The organism is Actinokineospora xionganensis (genome assembly GCF_014323725.1).
Classification (GTDB): domain Bacteria; phylum Actinomycetota; class Actinomycetes; order Mycobacteriales; family Pseudonocardiaceae; genus Actinokineospora; species Actinokineospora xionganensis.
The window spans coordinates 380,391-406,006 of the sequence record NZ_JABVED010000003.1 but is presented as its reverse complement, the minus strand read 5'-3'; the positions used below and the strand labels follow the sequence as shown (position 1 = coordinate 406,006).

Here is a 25,616-nt window from a genome sequence, read left to right as displayed (position 1 = left end):
TTATTGCCGGCGGTTTTCGGTCAAAGGAAGTTATTCCTTGCCCGCCGCGCCACGATAATCTTTGGTGACGATCAGGATAAGACCAGGCCGCGAATCCTTGATGCCCTCGAAACGCGGCTCGGAGCGAATGCCGAACTCCGCTGCCAGGGCCCGCGCGGCGGCTTCCTCGGCGGTGCCGGGAACGAAGTACACCGTCGTCGTCGGGATGATCCCCTGCGAGTAGTTCCCGGTCTCGACGACGTTCCAGCCGTGGGCGGCGAGATCATCCCGGGCCTTCGAGGCCAGGTCGGCCACCGTGCTGTTGTTGTAGACCCGAACGGGTTGATCCTTTGTGGACGGCGTACCCGGTTGGCCCGGCCCCGCCCCCGGCCCGGCGCTCGTGGGCACGGCGGTCGTCGTGACGGGTGGAGTCGTCGTGGTCGGCGCCGCCGACGACGGCGTCTGCCCCGGAGACGACTCGGAGGTCGATGGCGGCGTGACAGAGGGCTGCGACGCGGCGGGCGCCGAACTCTCCGGCTGCTGGCCTGCCTCGCTGTCGCCGTTGCCGCCGAGCAGCGTGACGACACCGAGAACGGTGGACACGGCGGCGACACCGATCAGCACGAGACCGGCGATCTTGCCAGGACGCGCCGCGGACGGGTCTGTGGTCATCGTGATTCCAATCCCAGCCTCCGCGCGGACCGCGCGCGGTGTCTGGTCGCCCGCATCCGGCGCAGTCGCTTCACCAGCATCGGGTCGACGGCCAAGGCTTCGGTCTTTTCGATCAGTTCGTTGAGAACCTGGTAGTACCTGGTGCTCGACATCTCGAACAGCTCGCGGATCGCCTGCTCCTTGGAGCCCGCGCACTTCCACCACTGTCGCTCGAAAGCCAAGATCGTGTGATCTCGCTCACTGAGCCCGCTGGACGCTTTCGCCCGCGTGGGTCGCGGGTCCGAAAAGGCCGATGCCTCAGCGGCGTTCATCTGGCTCCTCGCCTCACGGTCTGGCGAATCCGTGCTCCCGCAACGGAATCACACAGGTGTGATCCTCAGGCGCCATTACACCACGTCACCACCCGATGTGATCGTCATGTCCTCGGCGCGTCCGTCAACGCGCAATAACTACCCTGCCCGTATGACAGTTCACCCGATCCGGATCGTCGGCGACCCCGTCCTGCACGCTCCGACCTCGCCGATCGACCGGTTCGACGACGACCTCAAGACTCTGGTCGCCGACATGTTCGAGACCATGGAGGCGGCCAACGGCGTCGGCCTGGCCGCCAACCAGATAGGCGTCGCGCAGCGTGTCTTCGTCTACGACTGCCCGGACGACGAGGGCGTGCGCCACCGCGGGACGGTGGTCAACCCGGTGCTGACCACCTCGGAGATCCCCGACGGCATGCCCGACCCGGACGAGGACTACGAGGGCTGCCTGTCGGTCCCCGGCGAGACCTTCCCCACCGGCCGCGCCACCTGGGCGAAGGTCACCGGCCAGGACGTCGACGGCTCGCCGATCGAGGTCGAGGGCACGGGCTTCTTCGCGCGCTGCCTGCAGCACGAGACCGACCACCTCGACGGCTTCCTCTACCTGAACCGCCTGGTCGGACGAAACCAGCGCGAGGCCAAGCGCATGGTGAAGGCGAACAAGTGGGGCGTGCCCGGCCTGTCCTGGGACCCGTCCGTCTCCGAGGACCCCTTCGCCAACGACTGACCCTCCCACTCGCGAGTCCAACACTCAAAACAAGAGTTCAACCTTCAAGACGGTGAGCCGATGGTCGCGCCCGCGATCACGCGGGCCGTGCGGAGTCGCACCGGCCGCTTGAACGTCGAACCCATTCGCCTGGGTGTCGAACTCACCGGCCTGAGTGTTGAACTCACTGTTTTGGGCGTTGGACTCGCGGGGCGGAAAAGCTGTGGCGATCAGCGGCCGGGCGGGCGCACCATGCGTGCGTGACCTGGTCCGGCTTCCTTGCCTTCCTCATCGCCTCGTTCCTGCTCGCCATGGTGCCCGGGGTCGGCACCGCGATGCTGCTGCGACAGGCGATCCGCGGCGGCCGTCGCGGCGCGCTGGCGACGATGGCGGGGATGGAGGTCGGCGTCGCCGTGTGGGCCGTGGCCGCGGGGCTGGGACTCTCGGTGCTGCTTGTGGCCTCCGAGGTCGCGTACCAAGGCCTGCGGATCGTCGGCGTGTGCGTGCTGGTCTGGTTCGGGATCAAGGCGCTGTTCGGCAGGCATGAGCACACCGAGACCGCAGTCACCGCCGGCTCGGGGTTCCGCTCCGGACTGGTGGTGAACCTGGCCAACCCGAAGCTCGCCGTCTTCGCCATCTCGTTCCTGCCCCAGTTCGTCAGCCCCGACGCGCCGAACTGGGTTCTGCTGGCCCTCGCCGGGCTCTGGGTGGCGATCGACACCGTCTGGTACCTGCTGGTGATCGCGATGCTCACCCGCGTCATGGGCTGGCTGCGGCGCGCCGAGATCCGGACGCGGCTGGAGCGGTTCTCCGGGGCCGTGCTGATCGCGCTGGGTATCCGGCTGGCGCTTGAGGCCTAGGTCCTGTCCTGTGAGTCCGGTACGCGGGATTCGTGATCCGGGTGGTTCCTGGGCGCGCCGGCGTGAAGCCGCTCGTGCCGGGTTGTACTTGGGCTTCGCGCCGGTGCGGCCAGGGGCCGCCCGGGCGCGGATAGCGCGTGCCGGACTCACAGGACAGGACCTAGGCCAGGGCTCGCCAGGGCAGGTCCGGCAGGGAAGCCATCTCGGCGTACGAATCGGCGGATGACAGCTCGTCTTCGCGGCCGGCCAGTAAGAAGGTGCGCACCCGCTGGGCCTGGACCTTGCTGATCGGTTCGCCGGTGAGCAGGAACGGCAGTGATAGCCGCCAGTACGCCACCTGGCTGTCGCGGCGGCGGTGGGCGGCGCGTAGGCCGGCGACGGTAAGGCGCAGGGAGTGCTCGTTGTACGTCATCGCCGTGGGCATCGCGGCGTAGTCCCAGGCCCAGCGGGCCTGGTCGGCGCCCGCGCAGGCCAGGCAGCCGCTGTCGCCGGTCGCCAGTTCCGCGCGGCAGGTCGGGCAGACCGTGAGCCGCAGCGCCCAGTCCGTGCAGGTCCACGGGTGGGTGCCGGGCTCAGCGCCGAAGACCCGGGCGACCAGGTCGCGTTCCTCCGGGTCGCCCGCCACGATGCCCTCGGAGTCGAGCAGCGCGGCCCAGTCCGCTTTCCAGTAGGCGTCCACACGCTCCGTGCAGGTCGCGCACGCCAGGTAACCGCGACCTACGAGTTCGCCGCACGACGTGCAGGGAACGGCCGAGGCAGGTCGTCCGAGGCGCCGGGCTCCAGGCGGGTACGGCTGCGGCATGTGAGGAAGATTAGTGCTCGGTTGGCAACGCCGCGTCCGCCGACTAGGTTCGAGTAGACAACTGCACAAAAGAACGCGGGAGCTCGCGCCATGGCGGGCTGAGAGGGCGGCTGGTGTCCACGTCTTGGACCCGGTGCCGCCGACCGATGAACCTGACCGGGTAATGCCGGCGTAGGGAGGATTTCCGTTGACCGCTCTTGACGACCGTTCCGTGCGGCCCGCCGTGACCACCGGCCCGATCATCGGGTCGCACAAGGCCTACCGGGACGTGGGCGATGGCCTGCGCATTCCGATCCGACGCGTGGACCTCACCAACGGTGAGCAAGTAGACCTCTATGACACCTCCGGCCCGTACACCGACGAGAACGCGACCATTGATGTCCACAAAGGACTCGACAGGCTGCGCGAAAGCTGGATCGCCGAGCGGGAGCCGGTCAACGGCGCGGTGACGCAGTTGGCCTACGCCAAGGCCGGGATCATCACCAAGGAGATGCGGTTCTGCGCCGAACGCGAAGGCGTGACCCCCGAGTTCGTGCGTGACGAGGTGGCCATCGGCCGGGCGGTCATCCCGGTCAACCGCAACCACCCCGAGTCCGAACCCGCGATCATCGGCAAGAAGTTCCTGGTCAAGATCAACGCGAATATCGGCAACTCCGCCGTGTCGTCTTCGATCGAGGACGAGGTCGACAAGATGGTGTGGGCCGCCCGCTGGGGCGCCGACACGATCATGGACCTGTCCACCGGAAAGCGGATCCACGAGACCCGCGAGTGGATCATGCGCAACTCGCCGGTGCCAATCGGCACCGTGCCGATCTACCAGGCGCTGGAGAAGGTCGACAGCGACCCGTCCAAGCTCTCGTGGGAGATCTACCGCGACACGGTGATCGAGCAGTGCGAGCAGGGCGTCGACTACATGACCGTGCACGCGGGCGTGCTGCTGCGCTACGTGCCGCTCACCGCGAAGCGGGTCACCGGCATCGTCTCGCGCGGCGGGTCGATCATGGCCGCGTGGTGCCTGGCGCACCACAAGGAGAGCTTCCTCTACACGCACTTCGAGGAACTCTGCGACATCCTGCGCGAGTACGACGTCACCTTCTCCCTTGGTGACGGCCTGCGCCCCGGCTCGATCGCCGACGCCAACGACGAGGCGCAGTTCGCCGAGCTGCGAACCCTGGGCGAGCTGACGCACATCGCCCGCGCCAAGGACGTGCAGGTGATGATCGAGGGCCCCGGCCACGTGCCGATGCACAAGATCGCCGAGAACGTCCGCCTCGAAGAGGAACTGTGCGGCGAAGCGCCGTTCTACACCCTCGGTCCACTCGCGACGGACATCGCGCCTGGTTACGACCACATCACCTCCGCCATCGGCGCGGCGCAGATCGGCTGGCTGGGCACCGCGATGCTCTGCTACGTCACACCGAAGGAGCACCTGGGCCTGCCCAACCGCGACGACGTGAAGGTCGGCGTGATCACCTACAAGATCGCCGCGCACGCCGCCGACCTCGCCAAGGGCCATCCGCGGGCACAGGAGCGCGACGACGCGTTGTCCAAGGCGCGCTTCGAGTTCCGCTGGCAGGACCAGTTCAACCTCTCGCTCGACCCGGACACCGCGCGCTCGTTCCACGACGAGACGCTGCCCGCGGAACCGGCCAAGACGGCGCACTTCTGCTCCATGTGCGGTCCGAAGTTCTGCTCGATGAAGATCACCCAGGACGTACGCAAGTACGCCGAGGAGCACGGGCTTTCCTCCGTGGAGGCCATCGAGGCGGGCATGGCGGAGATGTCGAACGAGTTCGCCGACCACGGCAAGCAGGTCTACCTGCCTGTCGTCGACACGAAGTAATGCAAACGCCGGCTCGCACGCTGACCATCGCCGGATCAGACTCCGGTGGTGGCGCGGGCATCCAGGCCGACCTGCGGACGTTCTTCGCCTGCGGGGTCCACGGGATGTCCGCGATCACGGCGGTGACGGTGCAGAACTCCCTTGGTGTGACGGGAGTCCACACCATCCCGCCGAAGGTGGTGGCCGCGCAGATCGAGGCGGTCGCGACCGACATCGGCGTGCAGGCGGCGAAGACAGGCATGCTGGCCACCGCGGAGATCATCTCCGCGGTGGCCGCCGCCTGCGACCGAGTCCACATAGGACGATCCGGTATCCCCTTGGTGATCGACCCGGTCGCCGCGTCGATGCACGGAAACCCGCTGCTGGCTGGGGAAGCGCTCGAAGCGATCCGCACCGAGCTGTTTCCCCGCGCCACCCTGGTCACGCCGAATCTCGACGAGGTACGGCTGCTCACCGGGCTCGACGTCGGCACCCGGGCCCAGCAGCGCGACGCGGCGAAGGCGCTGGCCGACTTCGGCCCGCGGTGGGTGCTGGTCAAGGGCGGCCACATGTACGACGACGCCGAGTGCCTCGACCTGCTCTACGACGGCACGGACTTCATCGAGCTCGTCGGCCCGCGGTTCGACGTCAAACACACGCATGGCAGCGGTGACACGCTGGCGTCGTCGATCACCGCGGCACTCGCCAAGGGCAACGACATGGTGGCCGCGGTCAAGGCGGGCAAGGACTTCATCACCCGATCGGTGCAAGCCGCGTATCCGCTGGGTAGCGGTGTCGGACCCGTCTCGCCGCTCTGGCGGCTTCCCGACGGCGGTGATTTTCTGACACCTTAGGGTGTCGGAGTGATCACGCGCGAAGCCATCCGGGTACTCGTCACGCACCGACGGTTCCAGCAGTTCATCATCGCAGTCATTCTGCTCAACGCCGTCACTCTCGGCCTGGAGACCTCGAAAGCGATGGTCGGGCAGTTCGGCGGCGTCCTGTCTTTCCTGGACCGCGCGGCGCTCACCATCTTCGTCGTCGAGCTCACGTTACGGCTCTACGGCTTCGGCTGGCGGTTCTTCCGCGACCCGTGGAACGTCTTCGACCTGATCATCGTCGGTATCGCGGTGGTGCCCACGAGCGGTCCGTTCGCGGTGCTGCGGGCCATGCGGGTGCTGCGGATGCTGCGACTGATCTCGATGGTGCCCGCGATGCGGCGGGTCGTGAGCGGCCTGCTGCGGTCCGTCCCGGGGCTGTTGTCGATCATGGCGTTGCTGGCGCTGGTGCTCTACGTCGCCGGGGTGATGGCGACCAAGATGTTCGGTTCGGTCCAGCCGGAGAACTTCGGCGACCTCGGCACCTCGCTGTTCACCCTGTTCCAGGTCATGACCGGGGAAGCCTGGCCGGACATCGCCCGGGAGCTGATGAAAGAGCAGCCGATGGCGTGGATCTTCTTCGTCGTCTACATCCTCGTGTCGAGCTTCGCGGTGCTCAACCTGTTCATCGCCGTCGTTGTGGGCGGGATGGAGAACGAGATGACCGAGGACGTGCTGGAGGCGGAGGAGAAGAACGCCGCCGCCCAGGCCGCCTCCGACCAGTTGCTGCTCACCGAGATCCGGGCGCTGCGCGAAGAGGTGGCCGCGATGCGGAGCCTCGCCGAGGAGCGTTAGCCCTTCTGCTCTTCGGCCAACAGGGCTTCGAGGACGGGGATGGCCGCGACCAACTGCTCCCACTGGTCGGCGGGCAGCCGTTCGAGCCTGCGGCCGAGTTCGTGCACCCGTGTCGAGCGGACGCCGGAGACGACCCGCTCGCCCTCCTCGGTCGCCTGGACCAGGAACGCGCGGCGGTCGGCGGCGTCGGGCTCGCGGCGGGCGAGGCCGGACTCGACCAGGCTCGCGACGATCCGCGACATGGTGGGCGCGGCCACGCCTTCCTTACCGGCGAGGTCGCCCAGCCGAAGCTCGCCACAAGCGACCAAAGTGGACAGCGCGGAGATCGAGCCGTGCCCCAGGCCGGGGCTGCCCGACCGGCGCAGCGACCGGGAGAGGCGCCCGATGGCCAGGTAGAGACGCGCGGGTACGTCGCCCGCGGTCTGCTCGGCGTCCGATGTCATACCTCATTGTGCCGCGCGCTACCCGGGATTCATCGGGGAGGGCTCGATGCCTGCGCCCAGAACCGCTGCGGTATGCGCCCGGCCTGCCGGGCGAGCCTGCCCGCGACGACCGCCGAGCGCATCGCCGTGGCCATCTTCTCCGGGTCCGAGGCCCGGGTGACCGCCGTGGCCAAAAGCACCGCTGAGCAGCCGAGTTCCATGGCCAGCGCCGCGTCCGACGCCGTCCCGATGCCCGCGTCGAGGATCACCGGGACACCCGCGCGGGCCACGATCAGCTCGATGTTGTGCGGGTTTCGGATGCCCAGACCGGTCCCGATCGGCGACCCCAGCGGCATGACCGCCGCGCAGCCGACCTCCTCCAACCGCAGGGCGAGGACCGGGTCGTCGTTCGTATACGGCAGAACGACGAATCCCTCGTCCACGAGGGTGGTTGCGGCGTCAAGCAACTCGATGGGGTCGGGCAGCAGGGTCCGGTCGTCGGCGACAACCTCCAGTTTGATCCAGTTCGTCCCCAGCGCTTCCCTTGCCAGCCGGGCCGTCAGCACGGCCTCGGCGGCCGTTCGACAGCCGGCGGTGTTCGGCAGTGGATCAATCCCCAAGCGGCGCAGCACTTCCAGCACACCGGACCCGCCCGCGGTATCGACCCGGCGCAGCGACACGGTCGTCAGCTCGGTGCCGGAGGCGACCAGGGCGCGTTCGAGCACGGCGAGGTTGGCCGCGCCGCCGGTGCCGGTGATGAGCCGGGAGGAGTACTCCCGGTCGGCGATGACCAGTGGGTCGTCCATGTCAGCCTCCCTGCACAGCGGTCAGGATCTCCACGACGGAGCCCTCGGACACCGGCGCCCGCGCGTGGTCGGCGCGCGGCACCACTTCACCGTCGAGCGCGACTGCGATGCCGTTGGCGGGCAGCTCCAACGCGGTGAGCAGGTCGGCGATCGTGGTTCCGTCGGCGACCTCGCGGGGGCTGCCGTTGAGCTCGATCCTCATCGCGTCCTTCCTTGCGTGGTCCGGAAACGGGACGGGTCGGCCGCCCGCGCGTAGTCGGGGGCCGCGCCTTCGCGCAGGATGTCGAGGACCGCGGCCGCGGTGGCCGGGGCCAGCAGCAGGCCGTTGCGGTGGTGGCCGGTGGCGGCGAGCACTCCCGGTTCGAGCCAGCCGATGAGCGGCAGGTTGTCCTTGCTGCCCGCCCGCAGGCCCGCGGCGCACTCGGTCAGCGCGTACTCGGCGATTCCCGGCAGGACTTGCTCGGCGTCGGAGAGCAGGTCACGCACGCCGCCGACGGTCACGTCCTCGTCGTACCCGACCTCACACTGGGTCGCGCCGAGCACCAGTTCACCGTCGGCCCGCGGGACCAGGTAGACGGGACGCGACTCGACGTGCGCCCGGATTGTCCGCGTGGGCAAGGGAAGCGTGCCGTGTCGGGTGCGCAGCCGCAGGATCTCGCCCTTCACCGGCCGCGTGACGGACTCGAGGGCCGGGTGCAGTCCGGTGCTCCACGCTCCGGCGGCGATGACCGCGACCGAACAGTCCATAAAGGACTCACCGAGCTCCACCATGCCGGGCCGCACCGCCGTCGCCCGCTCGGGCACGAACTGGACCCCGGCCTCGCCGGCGGCTCGCCGCAAAGCGAGGAGAAGGTTTCTGTTGTCCACGGCAAGATCGCCGGGCACAGACAGTCCACTTCGGACTTTCGGTCCGACGGTCGGCTCCAGCGCCCGGATCTGCCTGCCGGTGAGCCGGTCGACCTCGCGGCCCAGGTTGAGCAGGTGGTCCGCGAGGACATCGAGCGTGCCGACGTCCGCGGAGTCAAGGGCCAGCGCGAGGGTTCCCTCGGTCCTGAGACCGATCTCGCCGAAAGGCCGCAGCTGCTCGGCGAACCCGGGCCACTGGGTAAGCGATTCGGCACCGAGAGCGAGCACGTCTTCCTCGCCGGGCCAGGACTCGGTGATCGGCGCCAGCATCCCGCCCGCCACCCAGGAGGCCCCCCTCGTCGGCGAGGGATCGATCAGGACGACCGGGTATCCGGACTCGGCGAGCCGCCAGGCCACGGACAGCCCGATGACGCCGCCGCCCACAACGGCGACGCGCTCGTCACGCATGTCTTTCACCACCATCACGCTCCCTGCGCCGGCATGACCCGGATCAGGTTCGACGGTCGGAGCGATCCAGCTCCCTCTCAGCCCGTACTCGGACTCCCGTGCGACCAGCCTTCACCGTAGCGCACTACCGTCAGCTTCATGCCAGGACTTGATGGTGACCAGATCAGGCGGAAGCTCGGCGAAGCCCGCCTCTACCTGTGCACTCCCAACCGCCCTGACCTCGCGGAGTTCGTGGACGCGGCCCTCGCGGGCGGCGTCGACATCGTGCAGCTGCGAGACAAGTCACTCGAAGCGGGCCCGGAGCTGCGGGTGTTGGCCAAGCTGGCCGAGGTCTGCGCCGCACGTGGGGCCCTGCTCTCGGTGAACGACCGGGCCGACGTGGCCCTGGCCGCCCAGGCGGACGTGCTGCACCTGGGCCAGGACGACATCCCGGTCGCCCTGGCTCGGCGCATCGTCGGGGACGAGGTCGTGATCGGCCGCTCCACCCACGATGTGGCGCAGGCCACAGCAGCGGCGTCGGAGCCCGGCGTCGACTACTTCTGCACCGGCCCCTGCTGGCCCACCCCCACCAAGCCCGGCCGCACCGCCCCCGGCCTCGACCTCGTCCGCGCTGCCGCCGCGATGGCTCCAGACCGCCCGTGGTTCGCCATCGGCGGCATCGACGGCGAGCGCCTACCGGAGGTCCTGGACGCAGGCGCCACCCGCATCGTCGTCGTCCGCGCAATCACGGACGCCGAGGACCCGAACGCCGCCGCGCAAGCGCTTGCCAATCGCCTGACCAGCTAGTCCGACAATTCCCGCCATGGGCGTGCTCGCGGCTCAGGACTCGGCGGATGGTGTCAGGACAAGTCGGGGGTCGTCAGTCGTGTAGGCGCGGACTTCGCCCCAGTCGCCGCCGATCAGCCAGTGGTCGTCGACGCGGTGGAGGTAGTCGATGTTGCCGAGGTCTTCCTCGCCTGCCGCGTCGGTGAAGTGCTGTGTCGAGCGCCGGTTCCACTCGACGCGGGTGGTGTTCGGGATGACCAGCCAACCGTCGGCGTAGCAGTACTGCTCGCCTGGTGTCGGGGCGCGGTAGGCGGGGTGGTGCTCGATGAGGACGAACTCGCCTTTGAACCGCAGCGCGCCGGGTGTGTCGTCGATCGCCAGGATGTAGCTGTCTTCCAGGTACACGCCGGAAAGCGCCGCCACGTCGGTGTAGTTCGTCATCGTCACCAGTCCCATTCGATGGGTGTGTGGTTGCCGGGACTCTTGCGGGTCACCGGGTTTCCGTTCGCGTCGGTTCGTTGACCGTTTTCGTCGCGGATCTCGATGTGCGGGTTGGCACTGCCGGGTGCGCGGGGGCTGCCTTCCTTGATGGTCAACCGGGTCACCCCATTGTCGTCGACGTATTTCGGTGGGCCGTTGTCGGTCTGGGTCTTCGTCCAGCCCTGAGCCTGCGCCCATTCGTCGAGTTCGCTGGCCTTGGGCTTGGCACCGCCGTCGAAGTAGTCCTTCAGGTTCGGCTTCACATTCGGCGCGTCCGGGTCGGCCTTGGACAACGTCCGCAACTTTTTGATCTTGGCGACCACTCCGGCGATCGGGATGAATCCGAACGCGGTGTTACCCAGCGCCCGTCCAGGCTCCTTCGACCACTGGTCCCAGTTGATCATTTGCTTGCCGAACTCGAGCGGGTTGTCGACCGCGAACGCCGCGGCGGAGGTCAAACCGTCCCAGATCTCGCCGTAGTGGCCGGGATCGTCGATGAGATGGTGGGGGCTGAGTTCCCAGAGGAACTCGGCGGTACCACTGAGTCCGTCCCACAGGCCCAACCCGACATCGCCGACGAAACCCGCGACGTCGCCGACACCGTCCCAGAACGCATCCCATCCGGACTGCTCGGGGGCCTTGTCCCCTTCGCCACGGATGACCCCGGCAGCACGGTCTCCCACTTCGGTGAGCTGCTGGCGAGCACGGTTGAGGAGATCGCGTGCGGCCTGCCGCTTGGCCTCCCCAGGGTCGGAGAACGGCGCGACCACCGTCGGCTCGCCCGCCGCGCTGCGCGCGTTCGCGTCGGTGACCGCCTGATCGTGCGCCTGCTTGGCCTGCCTGGTCGCGCTCTCGCCCTGGTCCCACAGCGAGATCGCCTCAATCGCCTGACCCTGCGCCCAACGCAGCGTCTCGGCGAAACCGGAAAGCGCCTTGGCGCACGCGTCGAATGCGTCGCCTGCCTGATACCAGCGGGTCGGCTCGTAGCCGAACTCGTCGCGGAAAGCGTCGCCCGCCTGGCCCTGCCAGGCGCCGCTGTCGATGGCTTTGAGCCCGTTGCCCGCGTTCTCCATGGCCGCACCACGGCCACGGATGGCGGTGACGTTGTCGTCGATGGCGCGCGCGTCGCCCGGGACCAACTCTTTGGGGTCGCGGGTCTGGCCCAGCTCAGCCATCGGCCACCTCCGCGGCGGGGTCGGCACCCGAACCGGTCGCGCGCATCGACTGCTCGGCGGACTGGTCGACGTCGATATAGGCGTCCAGCGACGCGTTGAGAGCCTTCGCGATCTTGTCGCCGTCCTCGATCAGCACCTCGACCCCGTACTGCCAGCGGTCACAGAAGTGCTCGAACGCTTCGTGCAACCCGTCGTGCCCGTACTGACCCGACCCGCCATCGATCCGATCGACCGAGCAGGTCTTCATGTCGTGCATCGTCTGCGAGATGGCCTGGCCCGCCTGATCCAACGCGGCGAGGTCGACGTTGAATCCAGTCATGCCCGCTCCTCCCGCTGCTCAGACCGCTGCCGCCGAGGATCGGTTCCGGGCAACCGCGCACCCGCGAACCGCGCGAGGCCATCTGGTTGCGGCAGCAACGGCAAGCCGTGATCCTCACCGACATCGAGCAGCACACCGATCCCAGCAGGAAGCTGCGCCAGCAGATCGGCGCCCTTGAGGCTCAACCACGGCGTGTCCTGCCCGAACGCGGCAAGGCGCTCCGGCGTCGAGAACGCCAACACCCACTGCCCCTTGCCCGGCAGCATCGACACCATCACCCCAGGACGCTGCCCCCGGGTCCGACGCGCGAACACCGTAGCCACCGCGAACGCGGCATCAAAATCCGCAGGCGACCGCCGCGCGGCCCGAACATCTCGCGCGACCCCTACGACCTCCGGCTCTGGCGACGAGTCGGTCATGAACCCCAACATAGAGCAGCCCCACACTCGGCGCGTCCGACGCGAGACAGGGGCAATGCAACTTCGAGTGGGCTCCGCTGCTGGTCGACGGCATCAACGACAGCCTCGGGGCGCACCTGTCGCTGTCCCCCGCCCACGCCGGCCGCCGAGGCCGGTCCGAACGAAGCGGCGGGTTGAGAAGGTTCAGGCGACGCGGACGCCGTCCTCGCACAGGGCGGTCACGTCCTGGTGGGCGGCCTCGACCGCCGCGGCGAGGCGGTTGGCCAGTAGCGGCTTCACCTTTGCCCTGGCCTGTCCGATCGTGTGGAAGCCGGCCGAAAGGATCTCTCCGTCGGCGAAGACCAAGTTTGGCAAGTCGGCCTCTTCCAAGTGGCCGCCGTCGAAGATGAACACGACGCCCTCGGGTCTGCCGTCCTGTGGCCGGACGTAGTCGACCACCAGCAACCGGCCCGCCGGCCGGTCCAAGCCCAACTCCTCAGCCAGTTCCCGTGACGCAGCCACCCACGGCGACTCGTCGGCGTCCACCGCGCCGCCTGGGATCTCCCAAGTCGGCTTGTACGATGGCTCGACGAGTAGCACTCGGTCCTCGTGGTCGCGAAACAGCACCCCCGCGGCCATCCGCTTGCGCGCCAGGGTGGCGACATACTGCTCAATCGGCAGAACTTCGACTTTCCGGGGCGATTCGGTCACCGATGCACCGTAGCCATCGGCCTGCTTGAGTAGTTCTGCGCTGCCGCCCTGGGTCGCGCAATCGCCAGACTGTCGGGCATGGACGACCTTGAGCGATCGCCCCGCAGGCCCGGTGTCGCGTTCGCCGCGTTCCTGGTTCCCTTTTCGCTGATGTTCGCCGTGGTGTACTTCGAGTTCAACAACACCTTCGCGGGCACCGGATGGCAAAGCGGGGAGTCCGCAGGCGCCTTCGTCCTGGTGTGGGTCGCCGCGTTCATCGTGGGTGTCGTGCTGCGTTTCGTTCCGGGGCGGCAACCGTGGGACTCGGTCGCGTCCGGCCTCCTCGCCGCGGCGACGCTGGGCGTGGTCATCTCCACCATCGCCTTGATCCTTGTCTGGGTTCTGTTCGCGCAGTGGGCAGGCAGTGGCGTCTGATTCCCGGGGTGAAACAGCTAGCGCGATGGGGTGGATTGGCCCGCGAAGTGGCGCGCGGGCACGGGTGGTTTCCCTAGCGTGTGCCCAATGGGAGCGAGGAACCGGGCGGGCGCGCGCGAGCTGGGCGATCTTCTGCGGAGCTATCGGGAGGCCACGGGCCTGACCTTGCGCGAACTCGGTCCGAAGCTCGGATTCTCCGCAGCCTGTCTGCACCGGCTGGAGACCGGGTATCGAGGAACGACAACCGAGACGGAAGTCGTGCACTACATGGCGGCCTGCGGCGCCCACTACGAAGATGTGCAGCGGCTGATCAAAGCCTGCAAAGACACCAACGATGACCGGGGCTACTGGCTATGTCCCCACGGCGAGTGGATGCTCGATTCCTTGCGATCACTGATATTCCACGAGAGCCAGGCAAGTCACTCGGTGAGCTATGAACCCGAATCGATCCCAGGGCTGTTGCAGACAGAGCCATACGCTCGCGCGTTGTTCCTGGGCACGGACATGCCTGCTGACCGGCTCGAAGCGCAAGTGCAGGCGCGGATGGAGCGGCAGCGGATCCTGTTCCGCAACAACCCCGCCAAGTTCACGTTCTTCATCCATGAGCGGGCGCTGCGGATGGAGGTGGGCGACTACCGGATCATGGCCGAACAGTTGCTCGCGATGGTGTTCTTCGCCGATCAAAGCAACATCTCGATCCGCGTGGTGCCGGCGGCCGCGCGCGACCGAGCGCTGTTCGGAGGTGCCTTCCGACTGCTCGGGTTCGCCAAGTACCCAGCGATCGCCTACATGGACGGGCCGGTTGGTGGCCTGTTTCTGGAGGACACCGAGTACGTCGCCGGGTACCGCTCCCTCAACCGGCGGCTAGCCGCTCTCGCACTCGATGCGGGAGAATCCCGGGCGCTACTCGCCACGTTGGCGGACGAGTACGACCGGTCGGAAGGCAGCTGGGATGACACGTGGCAGGTGGCGAAAGAGCACCTTTAGCGGCGGCGGGGACAGCACGGACTGCGTGGAAGTCTCGCTCACCCTTGATCGCGCAGGCATCCGGGATTCCAAGAACGCCACCGGTCCCACCGTCACTGTGACCGCTCAGACCTGGTCCGTCTTCGTCACTCACATCTCCCAGACGTGAGTGTGGGCGAGCCGAGCAGGGTTGGCGGCTCGCCCACGGGCGCCCTCACGTCCTCGCCAGTGGCGATAACGTGACGGTATTGCGCGCTCACTCCTGGTAATAGGTCCGTTTGGCGGCACCCTTGACCCAGTAATTCACATTCACGGACCAGGCACACTGGAGCCGTGAACCTCGTGACCATCGACGACATCCGCGCCGCCGCGACCCGGATCTCCGGCGCTGCCACGCGCACACCCCTGCTGACCTGCCTCTGGTCCGACCCGGACCGCCCGCTGTGGCTCAAGCCGGAGAACCTCCAGCCCATCGGCGCCTTCAAGATCCGGGGCGCCTACAACGCCATCGCGAACCTCACCGACGAGCAGCGGGCCAAGGGCGTCGTTGCCTACTCCAGCGGAAATCACGCCCAGGCCGTGGCGTACGCGGCCAAGATGTTCGGGATCCAGGCGTGGATCGTCGTGCCCAAGGACACGCCCCAGGTCAAGGTCGACGCGACCCGGGCGCACGGCGCTGAGGTCGTCCTGTCCGAGGTGGGGCAGCGGGAGGTGGTGGCGGACGAGATCGTCGCCGAGCGGGGGGCCGCGCTGATCCCGCCGTTCGACCACCCGGATGTCATCGCCGGCCAGGGCACGATCGGCCTGGAGATCGTCGCCGACCTACCGCACGTCGACCTCGTTCTCGTCCCGGTGAGCGGCGGCGGACTGATCTCCGGTGTCGCGACCGCGATCAAGGCGTTGCGGCCCAAGACGCAGGTCTGGGCTGTCGAGCCGGAACTGGCGGCGGACACAGCCGCCAGTCTCAAGGCCGGTGAGCTGGTGTCCTGGTCGGTGGACGACCGCAACCGCACCATCGCCGACGGACTGCGCTCGCAGCCTTCCCCGCTGACCTTCGCCCACCAGCAGGCTTTCGTGGACGGTATCGTCACCGTCTCCGAAGACGAGATCCGCGAGACCGTCGCCCTTCTCGCGCACAAGGCGAATCTGGTCGCCGAGCCCAGCGGCGCCGTCGCCACGGCCGGCTACCTGTATCGCGCGAGCGAGTTGCCCAAGGGCCGCACGGTCGCCGTGGTCTCCGGTGGCAACATCGACACCGACGTGCTCGCCCACCTGCTCAGGCACCCATGATCTTCGACCGGCGCGTCGTGCGGTTTCCGTTGTGCCGCAGGGCGATTGATGTCCGACAGTTCGGGCAGCGCACGGTGAGGCCCTCCGACGCGTCGGTCAGGATCAGGTGTTCGGCCCGGCGAAGGTGCGGGCCCGGTTCGAGGCCGAGTTCCCGCGCGAGCAGCGTCCGGCCCTCCCGGTACACCGCCAGCGCCTCCGCCCGCCGCCCGCAGCGGTGCAGCGCGATCATCAGCTGAGCGCGCAACCGCTCACGCAGCGGGTTGGCCGCCACCGTGGCCATGAGTTCCGCGACAAGGTCGCCATGGTGGCCCAGCGCCAGTTCGGCCTCCACGCGGTCCTCGCTCACCTGCTGCCGCAGCGCCTCCAGCCGCGCGGCTTCCTCGCGAACCATCGGCAGGCTCTCCTGACCGTCGAACGCAGGCCCGCGCCACAGGTACAGCGCGCGTCGGAACAGGTGGACGGCTCGGTCGTGGTCGTGTTCGGCCATGGCCGTGTAGCCCTGCGCGGAGAAGTCCTCGAACCGCGCGGCGTCCACCTCCTTGTGCTCGGCCAACACGTATCCGCCGCCGCGGTGCTCGATCTGTAGTCGCCCGCCGAGCGCCCGGCGTAAGTGGTGCACGTAGATCTGCGTGGTCTTCGGCGCCGATCTGGGCGGCTCCGATCCCCACAGCGCCTCGGCGATACGGCTTACCGACACCGGCTCCCCCGCCCGGCTCAGCAACACCGCCAGCAAGTCACGCAACCGCGGCGACAGCTCCACGACGCCAGTCCCGTCGTGTGCCTCCAGCGCGCCAAGGACTCGGTACTCCATTCGGCCTCCCCCTGCTCCAACCGTTCCGCAACCGCCCCCGGGAAACCTTCGACGGACAAACCACCGATGCGGTTTCCGCAATAAGCCCCGCACCGGTATTCGTAATAAGGAGGTCAGATGGGACGGGTACTCAAGCGGCTCACCCGGCTCTTGGCGGCGGCGGTGATCGTCGCGCCGGTCATCGCGGTGGCATCAGCAGGCAACGCCTCGGCCGACACGTGGCCGTTCAACAGCAATTTCCGGCCGGACACCGGCTACCACAACTACTGCTACTCGGTGATCGAACCATCGGCCGCGGTGAAGACCCAGATGTACAACGCGATGGTCTACATGACCGACGCGACCGCCGCCAACCGCCAGTACCACGCCGACTGCGACCTCAGCGGCGCCGGACAGACCGACGTCGTGTGGCGCGAGGAGGGCACCACGAGCGACTCGTGGATCGGCTCCGCGCAGTGCGTCGTGTTCTGGTCGGGCAGCTCCCCCGCCCGCTGCGACCGGTACTTGGTGAAGATCAACGGCGCCCTCGTGCGCTCGCACTACTCGAGCTCGACCTACGAGGCGAACCAGTGGCGCAAGACCGCCTGCCACGAGCTCGGCCACACCCTCGGCCTGAACCACTACCCGTCGCCGTATGACGACAGCTGCCAGCGCTCGGGCTGGACGGGCACGTCGTCGGCCGCGTGGACCCGGACGTGGACCGCGCACCACCGCGACCACATCAACGCCTGGTTCTGATCGCCGATGCCTACCACGACCACCAAGGGAGCCGAAGTGAAGAAGAGGTTGATCGGGCCGGTGATCCTGCTGGCCGCCGCGCTCGGAAGCGCGGCATGCGGCGCGTCCACCACCAACAGCGCGCCTGAGGCGAAACCGGCCGCCGCCGTGCAGCAGGCCGGTCTCGACGTGAGCGTCCTGCGCGGCGCGGACATGGACGTCGAGCCAGCCGCCACCCCCGAGGCGCTGGTGAAGTCCAACAGACACGACGCGATCGTCGCGGGCACGGTCGACGGGATCGAGCAGGGTCGCGAGACCTTCGACACCGAGGCCGACCCGTACGCGCTGCAGCACGTCGTGCTGCGCGTGAAGGTCACCGACAAGCTCAAGGCGAAGCACGCCAACCAGGTCAAGGACGGCTTCGTCTACGTCGAGCTGTGGCAGGGAGGCCGCTACAACGACGCCACGGGCACGCCGGTCAACTCGCTGGACAAGTGGCGCAAGTCGATCCCGGCGGGCACGCCGGTGATGCTCTTCCTGCGTGAGGACGACGGGAAGGCGAAGTCGAGGAACGCGGGCAAGGGCCTGCCGCAGGGCGCGAAGCTGATGATCCCGGACGTCGTGGGCATCATCTTCGAGGACGGCGGCAGGCTGCTGGGCGGCATCGAGGAACTCGAAGGCCAGTGGACCCAGATCAAGTCGATGACGGAGCTCCGCTCGCGGGTCAAGGCCGCGGTGGGCTGAGCACGCTGACACGGCCGCCGCCGGGGCCCCCGGCGGCGGCCGTCGCTGAGATCGTTCGTTTCACCTTCGTGCGGATGTCGCGCTCCCTATAGTGCTGATCAAGAGGGCTTCGCACTGGCGATTCGGGGACGGCATGAGCGACAGGGTTCTTGATCCGGAAGGCGCTCGGGAGCGCCTGGCCGCGTGGAAGAGTCGGATCGACAAGTTGGCCGCCGACACCCAGGCCATGGGCGAGCAGCTCAAAGCGGTGCGAGTCACCGCCAGTGATCCCGGTGGGATGGCCACGGTCACCGTCGACTCGACCGGCGCGGTCGTGGACCTGCGGTTGACCGACCGGATCCAGCGGGCGGCGCCCTCGGTGGTGGCGCAGACCATCATGGAAACGCTGGGACGGGCCCGGAGCCAGTTGGCCGATCGCTCCCAGGAGATCGTCGCCGACACGGTGGGAACGGAGTCGCCCGCGGCACGGGCGATCGCCGAGAGCGTCGGCAGGCTGCGTGAGATGCCCGCCGCGGACCCGGCCCCGCCGTCGCGCAAAGCCCGGCCCGATGACGAGGACTATTTCGCTGACGAGTCGCCGCTGGGGAGGGACTGACCGTGGCCGGGGGATTCAAAACCGACGCTGAGCAGATCCGCAAGCACGCGGCGAACGTGGCGGCGATCCAGGCGCGCTTCGGCGCGGTCAAGTCCGCCAGCGGGCACATCGCGCAAGACGACCAAGCCTATGGACTGCTGTGCGGGTGGATCTCCGGGGTGCTGGAAGGCAAGCACGCCAAGCAGGACGAGCTGATCGCCTACGTGGAGGAGAACCTCGCTCTGGTGGTCAAAGCCCTCGGTGACACCGCGACGGCGTACGAGGCCATCGAGGACAGCAACGCGAGCATGATCACCGCCGCCGGAGGCATGCGGTGACCGAGCCTTCCTTGGTCGCCCCGGTCGAGTCCAGTCGCGAGGTGTGGACGGGATCCGGGCTGGCCGACAGCATCGAGGGCCTGGTCGACGCCATCAAGAGCGAGGGCTGGGTCGACGACGCGCTGGCCGCGGCGACGCTCACGGTCGAGGGCGCCGCCACCGTGCTGGACCCGATCAGCGCGCTGCTGGCCAACGGCCTCGGCTGGGCCATGGAGTACTTCGAGCCGCTGCGCGAGATGCTCGACGAGCTGACCGGCAAACCCGACCTGGTCCGCTCCCATGCCGCGACCTGGAACAACATGGCCACCGAACTCCACGCCATGTCCCAAGAACTGGGCACCTTCCTGACCGACGACATGCCCGACTGGCACGGCGACGCTGCCGACGCATACCGCGCCATGATGGTCAACAACGTCGACGCGGTCGGCGGCCTCGCCGCCATCTCGGCGGCCATGGCGGCCGCCACCGAAGGCGCGGGCGGCCTGGTCGAGATGACCCGCGAGCTCGTCCGCGACCTGATCGCCGACTTGGTCGCGCGCGTCATCGTCTGGGCGGTCGAGGCGATTTTCGTCGTCACGATCCCGCTGATCGCAGGCCAGATCGTCGCGGCCGTGGTCAAGTGGGTCGGGCGCATCCTCGTCTACACCACGGGCCTGGTCACCAGCCTCACCAACCTCACCAATCTCCTCAACGGGTAGGCGGACGTGATCAGATTCCTGGCGATCCTCGCGCTCGTCATCCGACTCGCGCTCCACCGCCGCCCGCCCGGCGGGGGTGACGGCCCCAACCCGCCGCCCACCGGCAAGCCAGGGGACGGCGGGGACGGGAAACCGTCGCAGAGCACAGGCAAAGTCGATGCCAGCAGCGATGTCGGCAAAGCCCAGGACACCACCGCCGAGATCGCCAAGCGCGGACGGCCAGGCGGTGAGGGCACCACCGGGCGCCCCGGCGAGGGATCGGGCCCCAAGAAGGACCCGCTCGACGGAAAGACGAGCTACGGCAAGAACGCCGTCCCACATTTCCGCAAGCACGCGCAGCACATCCGGACCGCGGCGCGCGCGGACGGCGTCGAGATCCCCGGCGGGGCGGGCAAGCCAGAGACCCAGCAGGCCATGAAGGACTACATCCAGCGGGTGGTCGACAACCCGGAGCAGGTCGGCGTGGGTCGGTACATGTCGGTGGAGGGCGCGATATGGTCTCGGCGCGGCGACCTGATCATCGTGCGCAAACCCGACGGTGAGTGGATTACCGCGCTCAGCGTGAAGAGCGGTGGAGCAGCAGGAGGTGCACCGTGGAACAACCCCAGCACTCCGGCGAACTGACGCCCTATGTGCGTGCTTTGCTCGGCATCACCGTGACCGGGCTGTGGCAACTGGCCACCGTGTCCGCGGACGGCACGATCCCGCTGCCCGGGACCCTGGTCCTGGAGTCCCCCGCCGGGTTCGTCACGCTCTCCTACGCCCAGGAAGGGCTTTCCTGCCGTGGGCTGGTCCCGCGGGAGGAGATCCGCTGGAACACCGAGCCCGACCTCGCCATGGACAGCAACGACGACGAGGAATGGCTGAGCTTGGTCCCCCTGGAGGACCGCGCGGCCGTCCCGGAGTTGCCGCTGTTCATCGAGGTCGTGACTGGCTGGTTCGGCATCGGTGACTACCTCGACGTGTTCGCCTTGATCCTCACTGGGCGCGGCCGGTCTCTGGTGATCATGACCACCGACGATTTCGACCTGCGGTGCGCCACACGCGAGGAAGCCCGCACCCGCGCCGACAAGGTGGCCGCCAACATGAACCTGGTGCTGACCGAACAGCAGCAGCGGCTCTGACGCACGTTTCCCGGATCCGTAGGGTGAGCATCCTGGAGCGTGGTGCTGGTGGTCAGATTCTCGCGCTGACCACGTACTTCATCGGCATGAAATACAGCCCGTACGCGCAGTGGCACCCGACCGGCGATCGCAAGGCCCCGATCGAAACCTACGTCGCGGACGGCGCATGACTCCGGACGAGGCGATCGCCGAACAGCTCAGGTTGGCGCCGTCGGTGGTGGCGGAGACGCCTGCCGACTTCGCTCCTCGCATCGCCGCAGGGCTTGATGTCGCCTACCTGGGGGACACGGGGCGACTCGTGGCGGCGGTGGCGTGTGTGGACATCGAGTCCGGGCAGGTCATCGACTCGGCCTTGGTCACAGGCACCACCGACTTTCCTTATGTCCCAGGCCTTTTCGCCTACCGCGAACTGCCCTCGCTGATTCAGGCGCTGGCCGCGGTCACGACCACGCCGGACGTGCTGGTCTGCGACGGCCACGGCTTGGCCCACCCCCGCCGGTTCGGCCTGGCCTGTCACCTGGGCGTCACGACCGGCATCCCCACCATCGGCGTCGGGAAGAACTCCATGGGCGACCACGAACCGCCCGCCCGGCAACGGGGATCGTGGACCGCCCTGATCGACGGCACCGACGAAGTAGGCCGCGCGCTGCGTACCCAGGACGGCGTGAAACCCATCTTCGTGTCCGTCGGCCACCGGATCGACCTCGACACCGCGACCGCCCTCGTCCTCCGGCTCAGCCGCAAGTACCGCCAACCGGAGACCACCCGCGCCGCCGACCAGCTCTGTCGGCAAGCCCTGAAGGTCGCCGAGTCCCACCCGACCGAACGGGAACAGCGGCTCTGACGCGTCAGGGCTTGATGTGGGTGGGCGGGGCGTCGACGGAGCAGGACATGCAGTCGCCCGGGTGCGGGCATTCGGGGGCGTGTTCCTCCACGGCCAGCACGTTCCCCCGCACGCCGAGAGCGAGCAGGCCGCCGACGACTGTGAGCCCCGCGCAGATCAGCAACGCCGTGCGCCAACCCGAGGTCAGGGCGACCGGGTCGGCGTAGGCGGCTCCCGTGAGCCCGGCAGCAGCAGGCAGCACGGCGACAGCCAGCAAACCGCCGGTTCGCGCGATGGCGTTGTTGACGCCCGAAGCGACACCGGCGTATCGGTCCGGCGCGGCGGCCAGCACGGTCGCGGTCACCGGCGCGACGACAATCGCGAGGCCGAAACCGAACAGCGTCACCGCGGGCAGCACGGCGCCGAGATAGCTCGATCCCGGCGCGACGCGCATCAGCAGCAGGGTCGCGGCGGCGATCACCATCGGTCCGCTGACCAGGAACCACCTTGGGCCGTACTTCGACGCCAGCGCGCCGAACCGGGCGGACAACAGCAGCATCATGATGGTGATCGGCACCCCCGCGACCCCAGCGGCCAGCGGCGAGTAGCCGAGCGAGATCTGCAGTTGCAGCCCCATGAGCATGAAGACGCCGCCGAGCGCGGCGTAGACCGCGAGCGTGAGGCCGTTGGCGATCACGAAGGTCCGGTCGGCGAACAGCGCGGGCGGCACGAGCGGATCGTGGCCGCGGCGCTGTCGCTGGACGAAGGCCGCGAACGCGGCGAAGCCGCCGATCCCGGCGCTGAGCACCAGCCAGTCCAGACCGCGCACCGGCGCCTCGACCAGCGCGGCGGTGATCCCCGCCAGTCCCAGCGCACCGAGGGCCGAGCCGAAGAGGTCGATCGGGCCCGCGGACTCCTCGTCCCGGGTCTCGGGGACGAACCTCAGCGCCATCCACACGCAGAAGGCGGCGACCGGGACGTTGATCAGGAACGCGAGCCGCCACGACCAGACCTGCACCAGCAGCCCGCCGATCAGGGGTCCCGCGGCGGCGGCGATCCCGCCCAGGCCGGACCACGCGCCGATCGCGCGGGCACGATCCTCGCGGTGGAACACCGACTGCAGGATGGCCAGCGAGCCCGGCGTCAGCAGCGCGCCGCCGACACCCTGGAGCACCCGGGCCGCGACCAGCATCTCCGTGGACTGCGCGAGTCCACACAGGACGGATGCGGCGCCGAACCAGACGACGCCGACCAGGAACACCCGACGCCTGCCGAAGCGGTCGCCCAAAGCGCCCGAGACCAGGATCAGCGAGGCCAAGGCGAGCAGGTAACCGTCGAGAATCCACTGCAGACCGGCGACCGAGGCGTCGAGCTCATCTCCGATGCGCGGCAGCGCGATGTTGACGACCGTGCCGTCCAGCATCGCCATGCCGGAGCCGAGGATCGTCGTGGCGAGCACCCCGCGGGCGGCGGGGGTGCCCCAGCGAACGTCGGTGATCACGGACGATTAAGCGTCGCCACGAACTTGTATCGGTCGCCACGATAGATCGACCGCACCCACTCCACCGGCTGCTCATCGGTGTCGAACGAGTGCCGCGACAGCAGCAGCATGGGCATCCCGACGTCGGCGCCGAGCAGGTCGGCCTCGTGCGGGCCCGCCAGCGCCGTCTCGATGGTCTCCTCCGCGTGGCCCATCTCGACCCCGAACCGCTCGCGCAGCACCTGGTAGAGCGAGCCGCCGTCGGCGACGTAGCGGCGCAGTCCCCGGAACCGGCCCAGCGGCAGGTGGGTGGACTCGATGGCCATCGGCTCACCGTCGGCCAGCCGCAGCCGGTACAGGCGGAGCACCTTCGCGCCCGCGCGGATGTCGAGCAGCCGGGCCAGGTCGGCCTCCGCGGCGATCTCGGAGACCTCCAGCAGCTTGGATGACGGCTCGCGACCCTGGGCGCGCATGTCCTCGGTGTAGGAGGACAGCTGCAGCCGCTGCGCGACCTTGGGCTCCGCGGCGAACGTGCCCTTGCCCTGGACCCGCAGCAGCCTGCCTTCGACGGTCAGCTCGGCGAGCGCCTGGCGGACCGTCGTGCGGGAGACGTCGAACTCGGTGGCCAGCGAGCGCTCGGTCGGGATGGGCGATCCGGGCGGCAGCGAGTTGAGCAGGTCAAGCAGGTGCCGCTTGAGCCCCCAGTACTTCGGCTCCCGCTGCACGCGCGCGACAGTGTCCCGCCCCTCGGCCTCGGACATCTCCAACATGTGTCCTCCCACTACCCCGCTGTACAGCCCGCCTACAGAATGCCCTGTCGCACGTCGTTCCCGCTCTCGCACCCGCGGGATTGCCCTCGGGAGTCCACTTCTCTACGATTGGTCTAGACCTTAGCGAAGGGATGGCGGATGACGGAACACCGACCGGGCGAGTCGATGCGGGCGGAGATAGATCAGCAGCCCGCGGTCTTCGCGGGCGTCATGTCCCGCCGCGGCGACGTCGCGAAAGTGGGCTCGCTGATCGCCGCGCGGCGGCCCAGGTTCGCGTTGTTCGCCGCGCGCGGGTCCAGCGACCACGCCGCGCTCTACGCGAAATATCTGACAGAAGTGCTGCTCAAGCTGCCCGCGGGCCTGGTGTCGCCCTCGACGACCACGCTGTATCGCGCGGAGCCGGATCTCACGGACGTGCTCTACGTGACGGTGAGCCAGAGCGGCGGCTCACCCGATCTGGTGGAAGCCACACTCGCGGCTCGCGCCCGGGGAGCGCTCACGGTCGCGGTGACGAACACGGCCGATTCGCCGCTCAACGAGGCCGCGGAGTTCTCCGTCGACATCGGCGCGGGCCCGGAACTCGCGGTCGCGGCGACCAAGACCTACTCGGCGACGCTGCTGACGCTCTACCTGCTCGTCGACGCGATCCGCGGCCAGGACGGCGTGGCGGCGCACGGCATCGACGAGATCGCCGCACGGGCCCTCGCCGCCGAAGGGGTCGACGCGGCGGTCGCGCGGATGCGGTTCGCCGACTGGGTCGTGTGCACCGGCCGCGGGTTCTCCTCGGCGACGGCCGCGGAGGCCGCGCTCAAACTCGCCGAGACCAGCTACCTGTCGGCCCGCGCCTACAGCGGCGCCGACCTGCTGCACGGCCCGATCGCCGCGCTCGACAGCGAGACGTCGGTCCTGGCGATCACCAGCGTGGGAGCGGGCGGCGACGCGATGGCCGAGGTGATCGACCTCGTCCGGCGCAGCGGCGCGGACATCACCACGGTCGGGTCGGCGTTCGGAGCGGACATCGCGCTGCCGCGCACGGCCGAGGAGGTCGCGCCGATCATTGAGATCCTGCCCCTGCAGCGACTGGCCCTGGAACTCTCGCTCGCGCGCGGCCGCGACCCGGACCACCCCCGCGGCCTCTCCAAGATCACCAAAACACGATAGGGGTCCGTCTTATTGCGCAACTCTTTACACTTTTGAGATGCGGAGAACCTCGTTCGCTCGCTGGCACTGCTCGGTCGCCCGGACAATGGATCTGCTGGGCGACCAGTGGACGCTGCTGGTGCTGCGGGAGGCCTTCCTGGGCACCCGCCGGTTCGACCGCTTCCAGGCTGAGTTGGGCATCGCCCGCAACACCCTGACCGAGCGGCTCGACCGGCTGACCGGCGCGGGCGTGCTCGACCGGGTCCGCTACCAGGACCGGCCGGTGCGCTACGAGTACGTACTGACCGAGATGGGCCATGACTTCTTCCCGGTGCTCGCCTCGATAATCGGGTGGGGCGACCGGTGGCTGGGTGAGACGGGCAGAGCGCCGATGATCGTGCGCCACCGCGACTGCGGCAGGCCGACGCACGCCGTGGTCGGCTGCGCGCACTGCGGTGGCGAGCTGAGCGAACGGCGAGTGAGTTTGGAACCGGCTCAGGACAAGTGAAAGC

General features: G+C 68.7%; 36 protein-coding genes and 1 riboswitch. Of the genes, 21 read left to right on the top strand and 15 right to left on the bottom strand.

The window, feature by feature from the left end; translation table 11 throughout:
* Positions 1-30: 30 nt before the first annotated feature.
* On the bottom strand, positions 31-651 hold the full coding sequence (locus GPZ80_RS08240) for a LytR C-terminal domain-containing protein (RefSeq protein WP_187219643.1): 621 nt from the start codon (positions 649-651) through the stop codon (positions 31-33).
* Entirely contained in the window at positions 648-962 is a 315-nt protein-coding gene (locus tag GPZ80_RS08235; protein WP_187219641.1) for a DUF3263 domain-containing protein, read from the bottom strand. The genes GPZ80_RS08240 and GPZ80_RS08235 overlap by 4 nt, the downstream gene beginning before the upstream one ends.
* Before the next feature lie 151 nt (positions 963-1,113).
* Here GPZ80_RS08235 and GPZ80_RS08230 point away from each other — a divergent pair, with 151 nt between their 5' ends.
* Together GPZ80_RS08230 and GPZ80_RS08225 are read left to right on the top strand one after the other, a co-directional pair.
* On the top strand, positions 1,114-1,689 hold the full coding sequence (locus tag GPZ80_RS08230; protein ID WP_187219639.1) for a peptide deformylase: 576 nt from the start codon (positions 1,114-1,116) through the stop codon (positions 1,687-1,689).
* 239 nt (positions 1,690-1,928) lie between these two features.
* Complete coding sequence (locus GPZ80_RS08225) at positions 1,929-2,528, top strand: LysE family translocator (RefSeq protein ID WP_312880190.1); 600 nt, start codon at positions 1,929-1,931, stop codon at positions 2,526-2,528.
* Between the two features lie 160 nt (positions 2,529-2,688).
* Here GPZ80_RS08225 and GPZ80_RS08220 read toward each other — a convergent pair whose 3' ends face one another.
* On the bottom strand, positions 2,689-3,207 hold the full coding sequence (locus tag GPZ80_RS08220) for a hypothetical protein (protein WP_312880189.1): 519 nt from the start codon (positions 3,205-3,207) through the stop codon (positions 2,689-2,691).
* Positions 3,208-3,517: 310 nt separating this feature from the next.
* On the opposite strand from GPZ80_RS08220, the gene thiC reads away from it, so the two are divergent.
* Genes thiC through GPZ80_RS08205 form a run of 3 tightly spaced genes read left to right on the top strand, consistent with a single transcriptional unit; the run spans position 3,518 to position 6,825 of the window.
* Positions 3,518-5,173: a phosphomethylpyrimidine synthase ThiC gene (gene thiC / locus GPZ80_RS08215; protein WP_187219635.1), complete on the top strand. Its 1,656-nt coding sequence runs from the start codon at positions 3,518-3,520 to the stop codon at positions 5,171-5,173.
* Positions 5,173-6,006, top strand: a complete 834-nt coding sequence (gene thiD, locus GPZ80_RS08210) for a bifunctional hydroxymethylpyrimidine kinase/phosphomethylpyrimidine kinase (RefSeq protein WP_187219633.1) — start codon at positions 5,173-5,175, stop codon at positions 6,004-6,006. Before thiC ends, thiD begins: the two co-directional genes overlap by 1 nt.
* A gap of 9 nt (positions 6,007-6,015) precedes the next feature.
* Positions 6,016-6,825, top strand: a complete 810-nt coding sequence (locus GPZ80_RS08205; protein WP_187219631.1) for an ion transporter — start codon at positions 6,016-6,018, stop codon at positions 6,823-6,825.
* Here the strand turns inward: GPZ80_RS08205 and GPZ80_RS08200 are convergent.
* From GPZ80_RS08200 to thiO, 4 genes are read right to left on the bottom strand one after another with little or no spacing between them, the layout of a single operon-like run.
* Entirely contained in the window at positions 6,822-7,268 is a 447-nt protein-coding gene (locus GPZ80_RS08200) for a MarR family winged helix-turn-helix transcriptional regulator (protein ID WP_187219629.1), read from the bottom strand. The genes GPZ80_RS08205 and GPZ80_RS08200 overlap by 4 nt on opposite strands.
* Positions 7,269-7,297: 29 nt before the next feature.
* Positions 7,298-8,053 (bottom strand): thiazole synthase, encoded by a 756-nt coding sequence (locus GPZ80_RS08195; RefSeq protein ID WP_187219627.1) that lies wholly within the window; start codon positions 8,051-8,053, stop codon positions 7,298-7,300.
* Position 8,054: 1 nt separating this feature from the next.
* A complete protein-coding gene (thiS, locus tag GPZ80_RS08190) occupies positions 8,055-8,255 on the bottom strand; it encodes a sulfur carrier protein ThiS (RefSeq protein WP_187219625.1) in 201 nt (66 codons plus the stop codon).
* The gene (gene thiO / locus GPZ80_RS08185) at positions 8,252-9,367 is read right to left on the bottom strand and encodes a glycine oxidase ThiO (protein ID WP_187219624.1); all 1,116 of its coding nucleotides are present in this window, start codon (positions 9,365-9,367) and stop codon (positions 8,252-8,254) included. Before thiO ends, thiS begins: the two co-directional genes overlap by 4 nt.
* 3 nt (positions 9,368-9,370) lie before the next feature.
* A riboswitch (TPP riboswitch) is annotated at positions 9,371-9,477 on the bottom strand.
* A gap of 28 nt (positions 9,478-9,505) precedes the next feature.
* On the opposite strand from thiO, the gene thiE reads away from it, so the two are divergent.
* On the top strand, positions 9,506-10,153 hold the full coding sequence (gene thiE / locus GPZ80_RS08180; protein ID WP_187219621.1) for a thiamine phosphate synthase: 648 nt from the start codon (positions 9,506-9,508) through the stop codon (positions 10,151-10,153).
* A gap of 33 nt (positions 10,154-10,186) precedes the next feature.
* On the opposite strand, the gene GPZ80_RS08175 is transcribed toward thiE, so the two are convergent.
* The 5 genes from GPZ80_RS08175 to GPZ80_RS08155 all read right to left on the bottom strand — a co-directional run bounded on the left by GPZ80_RS08175 (position 10,187) and on the right by GPZ80_RS08155 (position 13,215).
* A complete protein-coding gene (locus tag GPZ80_RS08175; protein WP_222718992.1) occupies positions 10,187-10,579 on the bottom strand; it encodes a hypothetical protein in 393 nt (130 codons plus the stop codon).
* On the bottom strand, positions 10,576-11,787 hold the full coding sequence (locus GPZ80_RS08170; protein ID WP_187219619.1) for a putative T7SS-secreted protein: 1,212 nt from the start codon (positions 11,785-11,787) through the stop codon (positions 10,576-10,578). Before GPZ80_RS08170 ends, GPZ80_RS08175 begins: the two co-directional genes overlap by 4 nt.
* Complete coding sequence (locus tag GPZ80_RS08165; RefSeq protein ID WP_187219617.1) at positions 11,780-12,106, bottom strand: hypothetical protein; 327 nt, start codon at positions 12,104-12,106, stop codon at positions 11,780-11,782. The genes GPZ80_RS08170 and GPZ80_RS08165 overlap by 8 nt, the downstream gene beginning before the upstream one ends.
* Positions 12,103-12,525 (bottom strand): SseB family protein, encoded by a 423-nt coding sequence (locus GPZ80_RS08160; protein ID WP_187219615.1) that lies wholly within the window; start codon positions 12,523-12,525, stop codon positions 12,103-12,105. The genes GPZ80_RS08165 and GPZ80_RS08160 overlap by 4 nt, the downstream gene beginning before the upstream one ends.
* Before the next feature lie 183 nt (positions 12,526-12,708).
* Positions 12,709-13,215 (bottom strand): NUDIX domain-containing protein, encoded by a 507-nt coding sequence (locus GPZ80_RS08155; protein ID WP_312880187.1) that lies wholly within the window; start codon positions 13,213-13,215, stop codon positions 12,709-12,711.
* Between the two features lie 78 nt (positions 13,216-13,293).
* Between GPZ80_RS08155 and GPZ80_RS08150 the strand changes: the two genes are divergently transcribed.
* The 4 genes from GPZ80_RS08150 (at position 13,294) to GPZ80_RS08135 (ending at position 15,885) form a co-directional block, all read left to right on the top strand.
* On the top strand, positions 13,294-13,629 hold the full coding sequence (locus GPZ80_RS08150) for a hypothetical protein (protein WP_187219613.1): 336 nt from the start codon (positions 13,294-13,296) through the stop codon (positions 13,627-13,629).
* 87 nt (positions 13,630-13,716) lie between these two features.
* Entirely contained in the window at positions 13,717-14,616 is a 900-nt protein-coding gene (locus GPZ80_RS08145) for a helix-turn-helix domain-containing protein (protein WP_187219611.1), read from the top strand.
* Positions 14,513-14,764 carry a DUF397 domain-containing protein gene (locus tag GPZ80_RS08140; RefSeq protein ID WP_312880185.1) on the top strand — a complete coding sequence of 84 codons (252 nt, stop codon included), beginning with the start codon at positions 14,513-14,515 and terminating at the stop codon, positions 14,762-14,764. Before GPZ80_RS08145 ends, GPZ80_RS08140 begins: the two co-directional genes overlap by 104 nt.
* A 164-nt stretch (positions 14,765-14,928) precedes the next feature.
* Positions 14,929-15,885 (top strand): threonine ammonia-lyase, encoded by a 957-nt coding sequence (locus GPZ80_RS08135; protein WP_187219607.1) that lies wholly within the window; start codon positions 14,929-14,931, stop codon positions 15,883-15,885.
* On the opposite strand, the gene GPZ80_RS08130 is transcribed toward GPZ80_RS08135, so the two are convergent.
* The gene (locus tag GPZ80_RS08130) at positions 15,872-16,696 is read right to left on the bottom strand and encodes an AfsR/SARP family transcriptional regulator (protein ID WP_187219604.1); all 825 of its coding nucleotides are present in this window, start codon (positions 16,694-16,696) and stop codon (positions 15,872-15,874) included. The two genes, GPZ80_RS08135 and GPZ80_RS08130, sit on opposite strands and share 14 nt — an antisense overlap.
* Before the next feature lie 117 nt (positions 16,697-16,813).
* On the opposite strand from GPZ80_RS08130, the gene GPZ80_RS08125 reads away from it, so the two are divergent.
* From GPZ80_RS08125 to GPZ80_RS08085, 9 genes are all read left to right on the top strand, one after another.
* Positions 16,814-17,434 (top strand): metallopeptidase domain-containing protein, encoded by a 621-nt coding sequence (locus GPZ80_RS08125; RefSeq protein ID WP_187219602.1) that lies wholly within the window; start codon positions 16,814-16,816, stop codon positions 17,432-17,434.
* A gap of 36 nt (positions 17,435-17,470) precedes the next feature.
* Positions 17,471-18,157 (top strand): hypothetical protein, encoded by a 687-nt coding sequence (locus tag GPZ80_RS08120; RefSeq protein WP_187219600.1) that lies wholly within the window; start codon positions 17,471-17,473, stop codon positions 18,155-18,157.
* Positions 18,158-18,290: 133 nt separating this feature from the next.
* Positions 18,291-18,752, top strand: a complete 462-nt coding sequence (locus GPZ80_RS08115) for a YbaB/EbfC family nucleoid-associated protein (RefSeq protein ID WP_187219598.1) — start codon at positions 18,291-18,293, stop codon at positions 18,750-18,752.
* 2 nt (positions 18,753-18,754) lie between these two features.
* Positions 18,755-19,069, top strand: a complete 315-nt coding sequence (locus GPZ80_RS08110) for a hypothetical protein (protein ID WP_187219596.1) — start codon at positions 18,755-18,757, stop codon at positions 19,067-19,069.
* Positions 19,066-19,767 carry a WXG100 family type VII secretion target gene (locus tag GPZ80_RS08105; protein ID WP_187219595.1) on the top strand — a complete coding sequence of 234 codons (702 nt, stop codon included), beginning with the start codon at positions 19,066-19,068 and terminating at the stop codon, positions 19,765-19,767. The genes GPZ80_RS08110 and GPZ80_RS08105 overlap by 4 nt, the downstream gene beginning before the upstream one ends.
* Positions 19,768-19,773: 6 nt before the next feature.
* Positions 19,774-20,391 (top strand): hypothetical protein, encoded by a 618-nt coding sequence (locus tag GPZ80_RS08100; protein WP_187219593.1) that lies wholly within the window; start codon positions 19,774-19,776, stop codon positions 20,389-20,391.
* A complete protein-coding gene (locus tag GPZ80_RS08095) occupies positions 20,361-20,891 on the top strand; it encodes a hypothetical protein (protein WP_187219591.1) in 531 nt (176 codons plus the stop codon). Before GPZ80_RS08100 ends, GPZ80_RS08095 begins: the two co-directional genes overlap by 31 nt.
* A gap of 23 nt (positions 20,892-20,914) precedes the next feature.
* Positions 20,915-21,061: a hypothetical protein gene (locus GPZ80_RS08090; RefSeq protein ID WP_187219589.1), complete on the top strand. Its 147-nt coding sequence runs from the start codon at positions 20,915-20,917 to the stop codon at positions 21,059-21,061.
* The gene (locus GPZ80_RS08085) at positions 21,058-21,735 is read left to right on the top strand and encodes an endonuclease V (protein ID WP_187219587.1); all 678 of its coding nucleotides are present in this window, start codon (positions 21,058-21,060) and stop codon (positions 21,733-21,735) included. Before GPZ80_RS08090 ends, GPZ80_RS08085 begins: the two co-directional genes overlap by 4 nt.
* A 4-nt stretch (positions 21,736-21,739) precedes the next feature.
* Here GPZ80_RS08085 and GPZ80_RS08080 read toward each other — a convergent pair whose 3' ends face one another.
* Positions 21,740-23,212 (bottom strand): MFS transporter, encoded by a 1,473-nt coding sequence (locus GPZ80_RS08080; RefSeq protein ID WP_446678424.1) that lies wholly within the window; start codon positions 23,210-23,212, stop codon positions 21,740-21,742.
* On the bottom strand, positions 23,212-23,964 hold the full coding sequence (locus GPZ80_RS08075; RefSeq protein WP_187219583.1) for a GntR family transcriptional regulator: 753 nt from the start codon (positions 23,962-23,964) through the stop codon (positions 23,212-23,214). The genes GPZ80_RS08080 and GPZ80_RS08075 overlap by 1 nt, the downstream gene beginning before the upstream one ends.
* 138 nt (positions 23,965-24,102) lie before the next feature.
* Here GPZ80_RS08075 and GPZ80_RS08070 point away from each other — a divergent pair, with 138 nt between their 5' ends.
* On the top strand, positions 24,103-25,125 hold the full coding sequence (locus tag GPZ80_RS08070) for an SIS domain-containing protein (RefSeq protein WP_187219582.1): 1,023 nt from the start codon (positions 24,103-24,105) through the stop codon (positions 25,123-25,125).
* A 37-nt stretch (positions 25,126-25,162) separates the two neighbouring features.
* Positions 25,163-25,612 carry a winged helix-turn-helix transcriptional regulator gene (locus tag GPZ80_RS08065; RefSeq protein WP_187219580.1) on the top strand — a complete coding sequence of 150 codons (450 nt, stop codon included), beginning with the start codon at positions 25,163-25,165 and terminating at the stop codon, positions 25,610-25,612.
* The last annotated feature ends 4 nt before the right edge of the window (positions 25,613-25,616 follow it).

Bases quoted from the DNA above. Each gene is read 5' to 3' on its own strand.
- GPZ80_RS08240 (WP_187219643.1), bottom strand. From the start codon at position 651: ATGACCACAGACCCGTCCGCGGCGCGTCCTGGCAAGATCGCCGGTCTC.
- GPZ80_RS08235 (WP_187219641.1), bottom strand. From the start codon at position 962: ATGAACGCCGCTGAGGCATCGGCCTTTTCGGACCCGCGACCCACGCGG.
- GPZ80_RS08230 (WP_187219639.1), top strand. From the start codon at position 1,114: ATGACAGTTCACCCGATCCGGATCGTCGGCGACCCCGTCCTGCACGCT.
- thiD (WP_187219633.1), top strand. From the start codon at position 5,173: ATGCAAACGCCGGCTCGCACGCTGACCATCGCCGGATCAGACTCCGGT.
- GPZ80_RS08200 (WP_187219629.1), bottom strand. From the start codon at position 7,268: ATGACATCGGACGCCGAGCAGACCGCGGGCGACGTACCCGCGCGTCTC.
- GPZ80_RS08195 (WP_187219627.1), bottom strand. From the start codon at position 8,053: ATGGACGACCCACTGGTCATCGCCGACCGGGAGTACTCCTCCCGGCTC.
- thiS (WP_187219625.1), bottom strand. From the start codon at position 8,255: ATGAGGATCGAGCTCAACGGCAGCCCCCGCGAGGTCGCCGACGGAACC.
- thiO (WP_187219624.1), bottom strand. From the start codon at position 9,367: ATGCGTGACGAGCGCGTCGCCGTTGTGGGCGGCGGCGTCATCGGGCTG.
- thiE (WP_187219621.1), top strand. From the start codon at position 9,506: ATGCCAGGACTTGATGGTGACCAGATCAGGCGGAAGCTCGGCGAAGCC.
- GPZ80_RS08170 (WP_187219619.1), bottom strand. From the start codon at position 11,787: ATGGCTGAGCTGGGCCAGACCCGCGACCCCAAAGAGTTGGTCCCGGGC.
- GPZ80_RS08165 (WP_187219617.1), bottom strand. From the start codon at position 12,106: ATGACTGGATTCAACGTCGACCTCGCCGCGTTGGATCAGGCGGGCCAG.
- GPZ80_RS08160 (WP_187219615.1), bottom strand. From the start codon at position 12,525: ATGACCGACTCGTCGCCAGAGCCGGAGGTCGTAGGGGTCGCGCGAGAT.
- GPZ80_RS08150 (WP_187219613.1), top strand. From the start codon at position 13,294: ATGGACGACCTTGAGCGATCGCCCCGCAGGCCCGGTGTCGCGTTCGCC.
- GPZ80_RS08145 (WP_187219611.1), top strand. From the start codon at position 13,717: ATGGGAGCGAGGAACCGGGCGGGCGCGCGCGAGCTGGGCGATCTTCTG.
- GPZ80_RS08140 (WP_312880185.1), top strand. From the start codon at position 14,513: ATGCGGGAGAATCCCGGGCGCTACTCGCCACGTTGGCGGACGAGTACG.
- GPZ80_RS08130 (WP_187219604.1), bottom strand. From the start codon at position 16,696: ATGGAGTACCGAGTCCTTGGCGCGCTGGAGGCACACGACGGGACTGGC.
- GPZ80_RS08125 (WP_187219602.1), top strand. From the start codon at position 16,814: ATGGGACGGGTACTCAAGCGGCTCACCCGGCTCTTGGCGGCGGCGGTG.
- GPZ80_RS08115 (WP_187219598.1), top strand. From the start codon at position 18,291: ATGAGCGACAGGGTTCTTGATCCGGAAGGCGCTCGGGAGCGCCTGGCC.
- GPZ80_RS08085 (WP_187219587.1), top strand. From the start codon at position 21,058: ATGACTCCGGACGAGGCGATCGCCGAACAGCTCAGGTTGGCGCCGTCG.
- GPZ80_RS08075 (WP_187219583.1), bottom strand. From the start codon at position 23,964: ATGTTGGAGATGTCCGAGGCCGAGGGGCGGGACACTGTCGCGCGCGTG.
- GPZ80_RS08070 (WP_187219582.1), top strand. From the start codon at position 24,103: ATGACGGAACACCGACCGGGCGAGTCGATGCGGGCGGAGATAGATCAG.
- GPZ80_RS08065 (WP_187219580.1), top strand. From the start codon at position 25,163: ATGCGGAGAACCTCGTTCGCTCGCTGGCACTGCTCGGTCGCCCGGACA.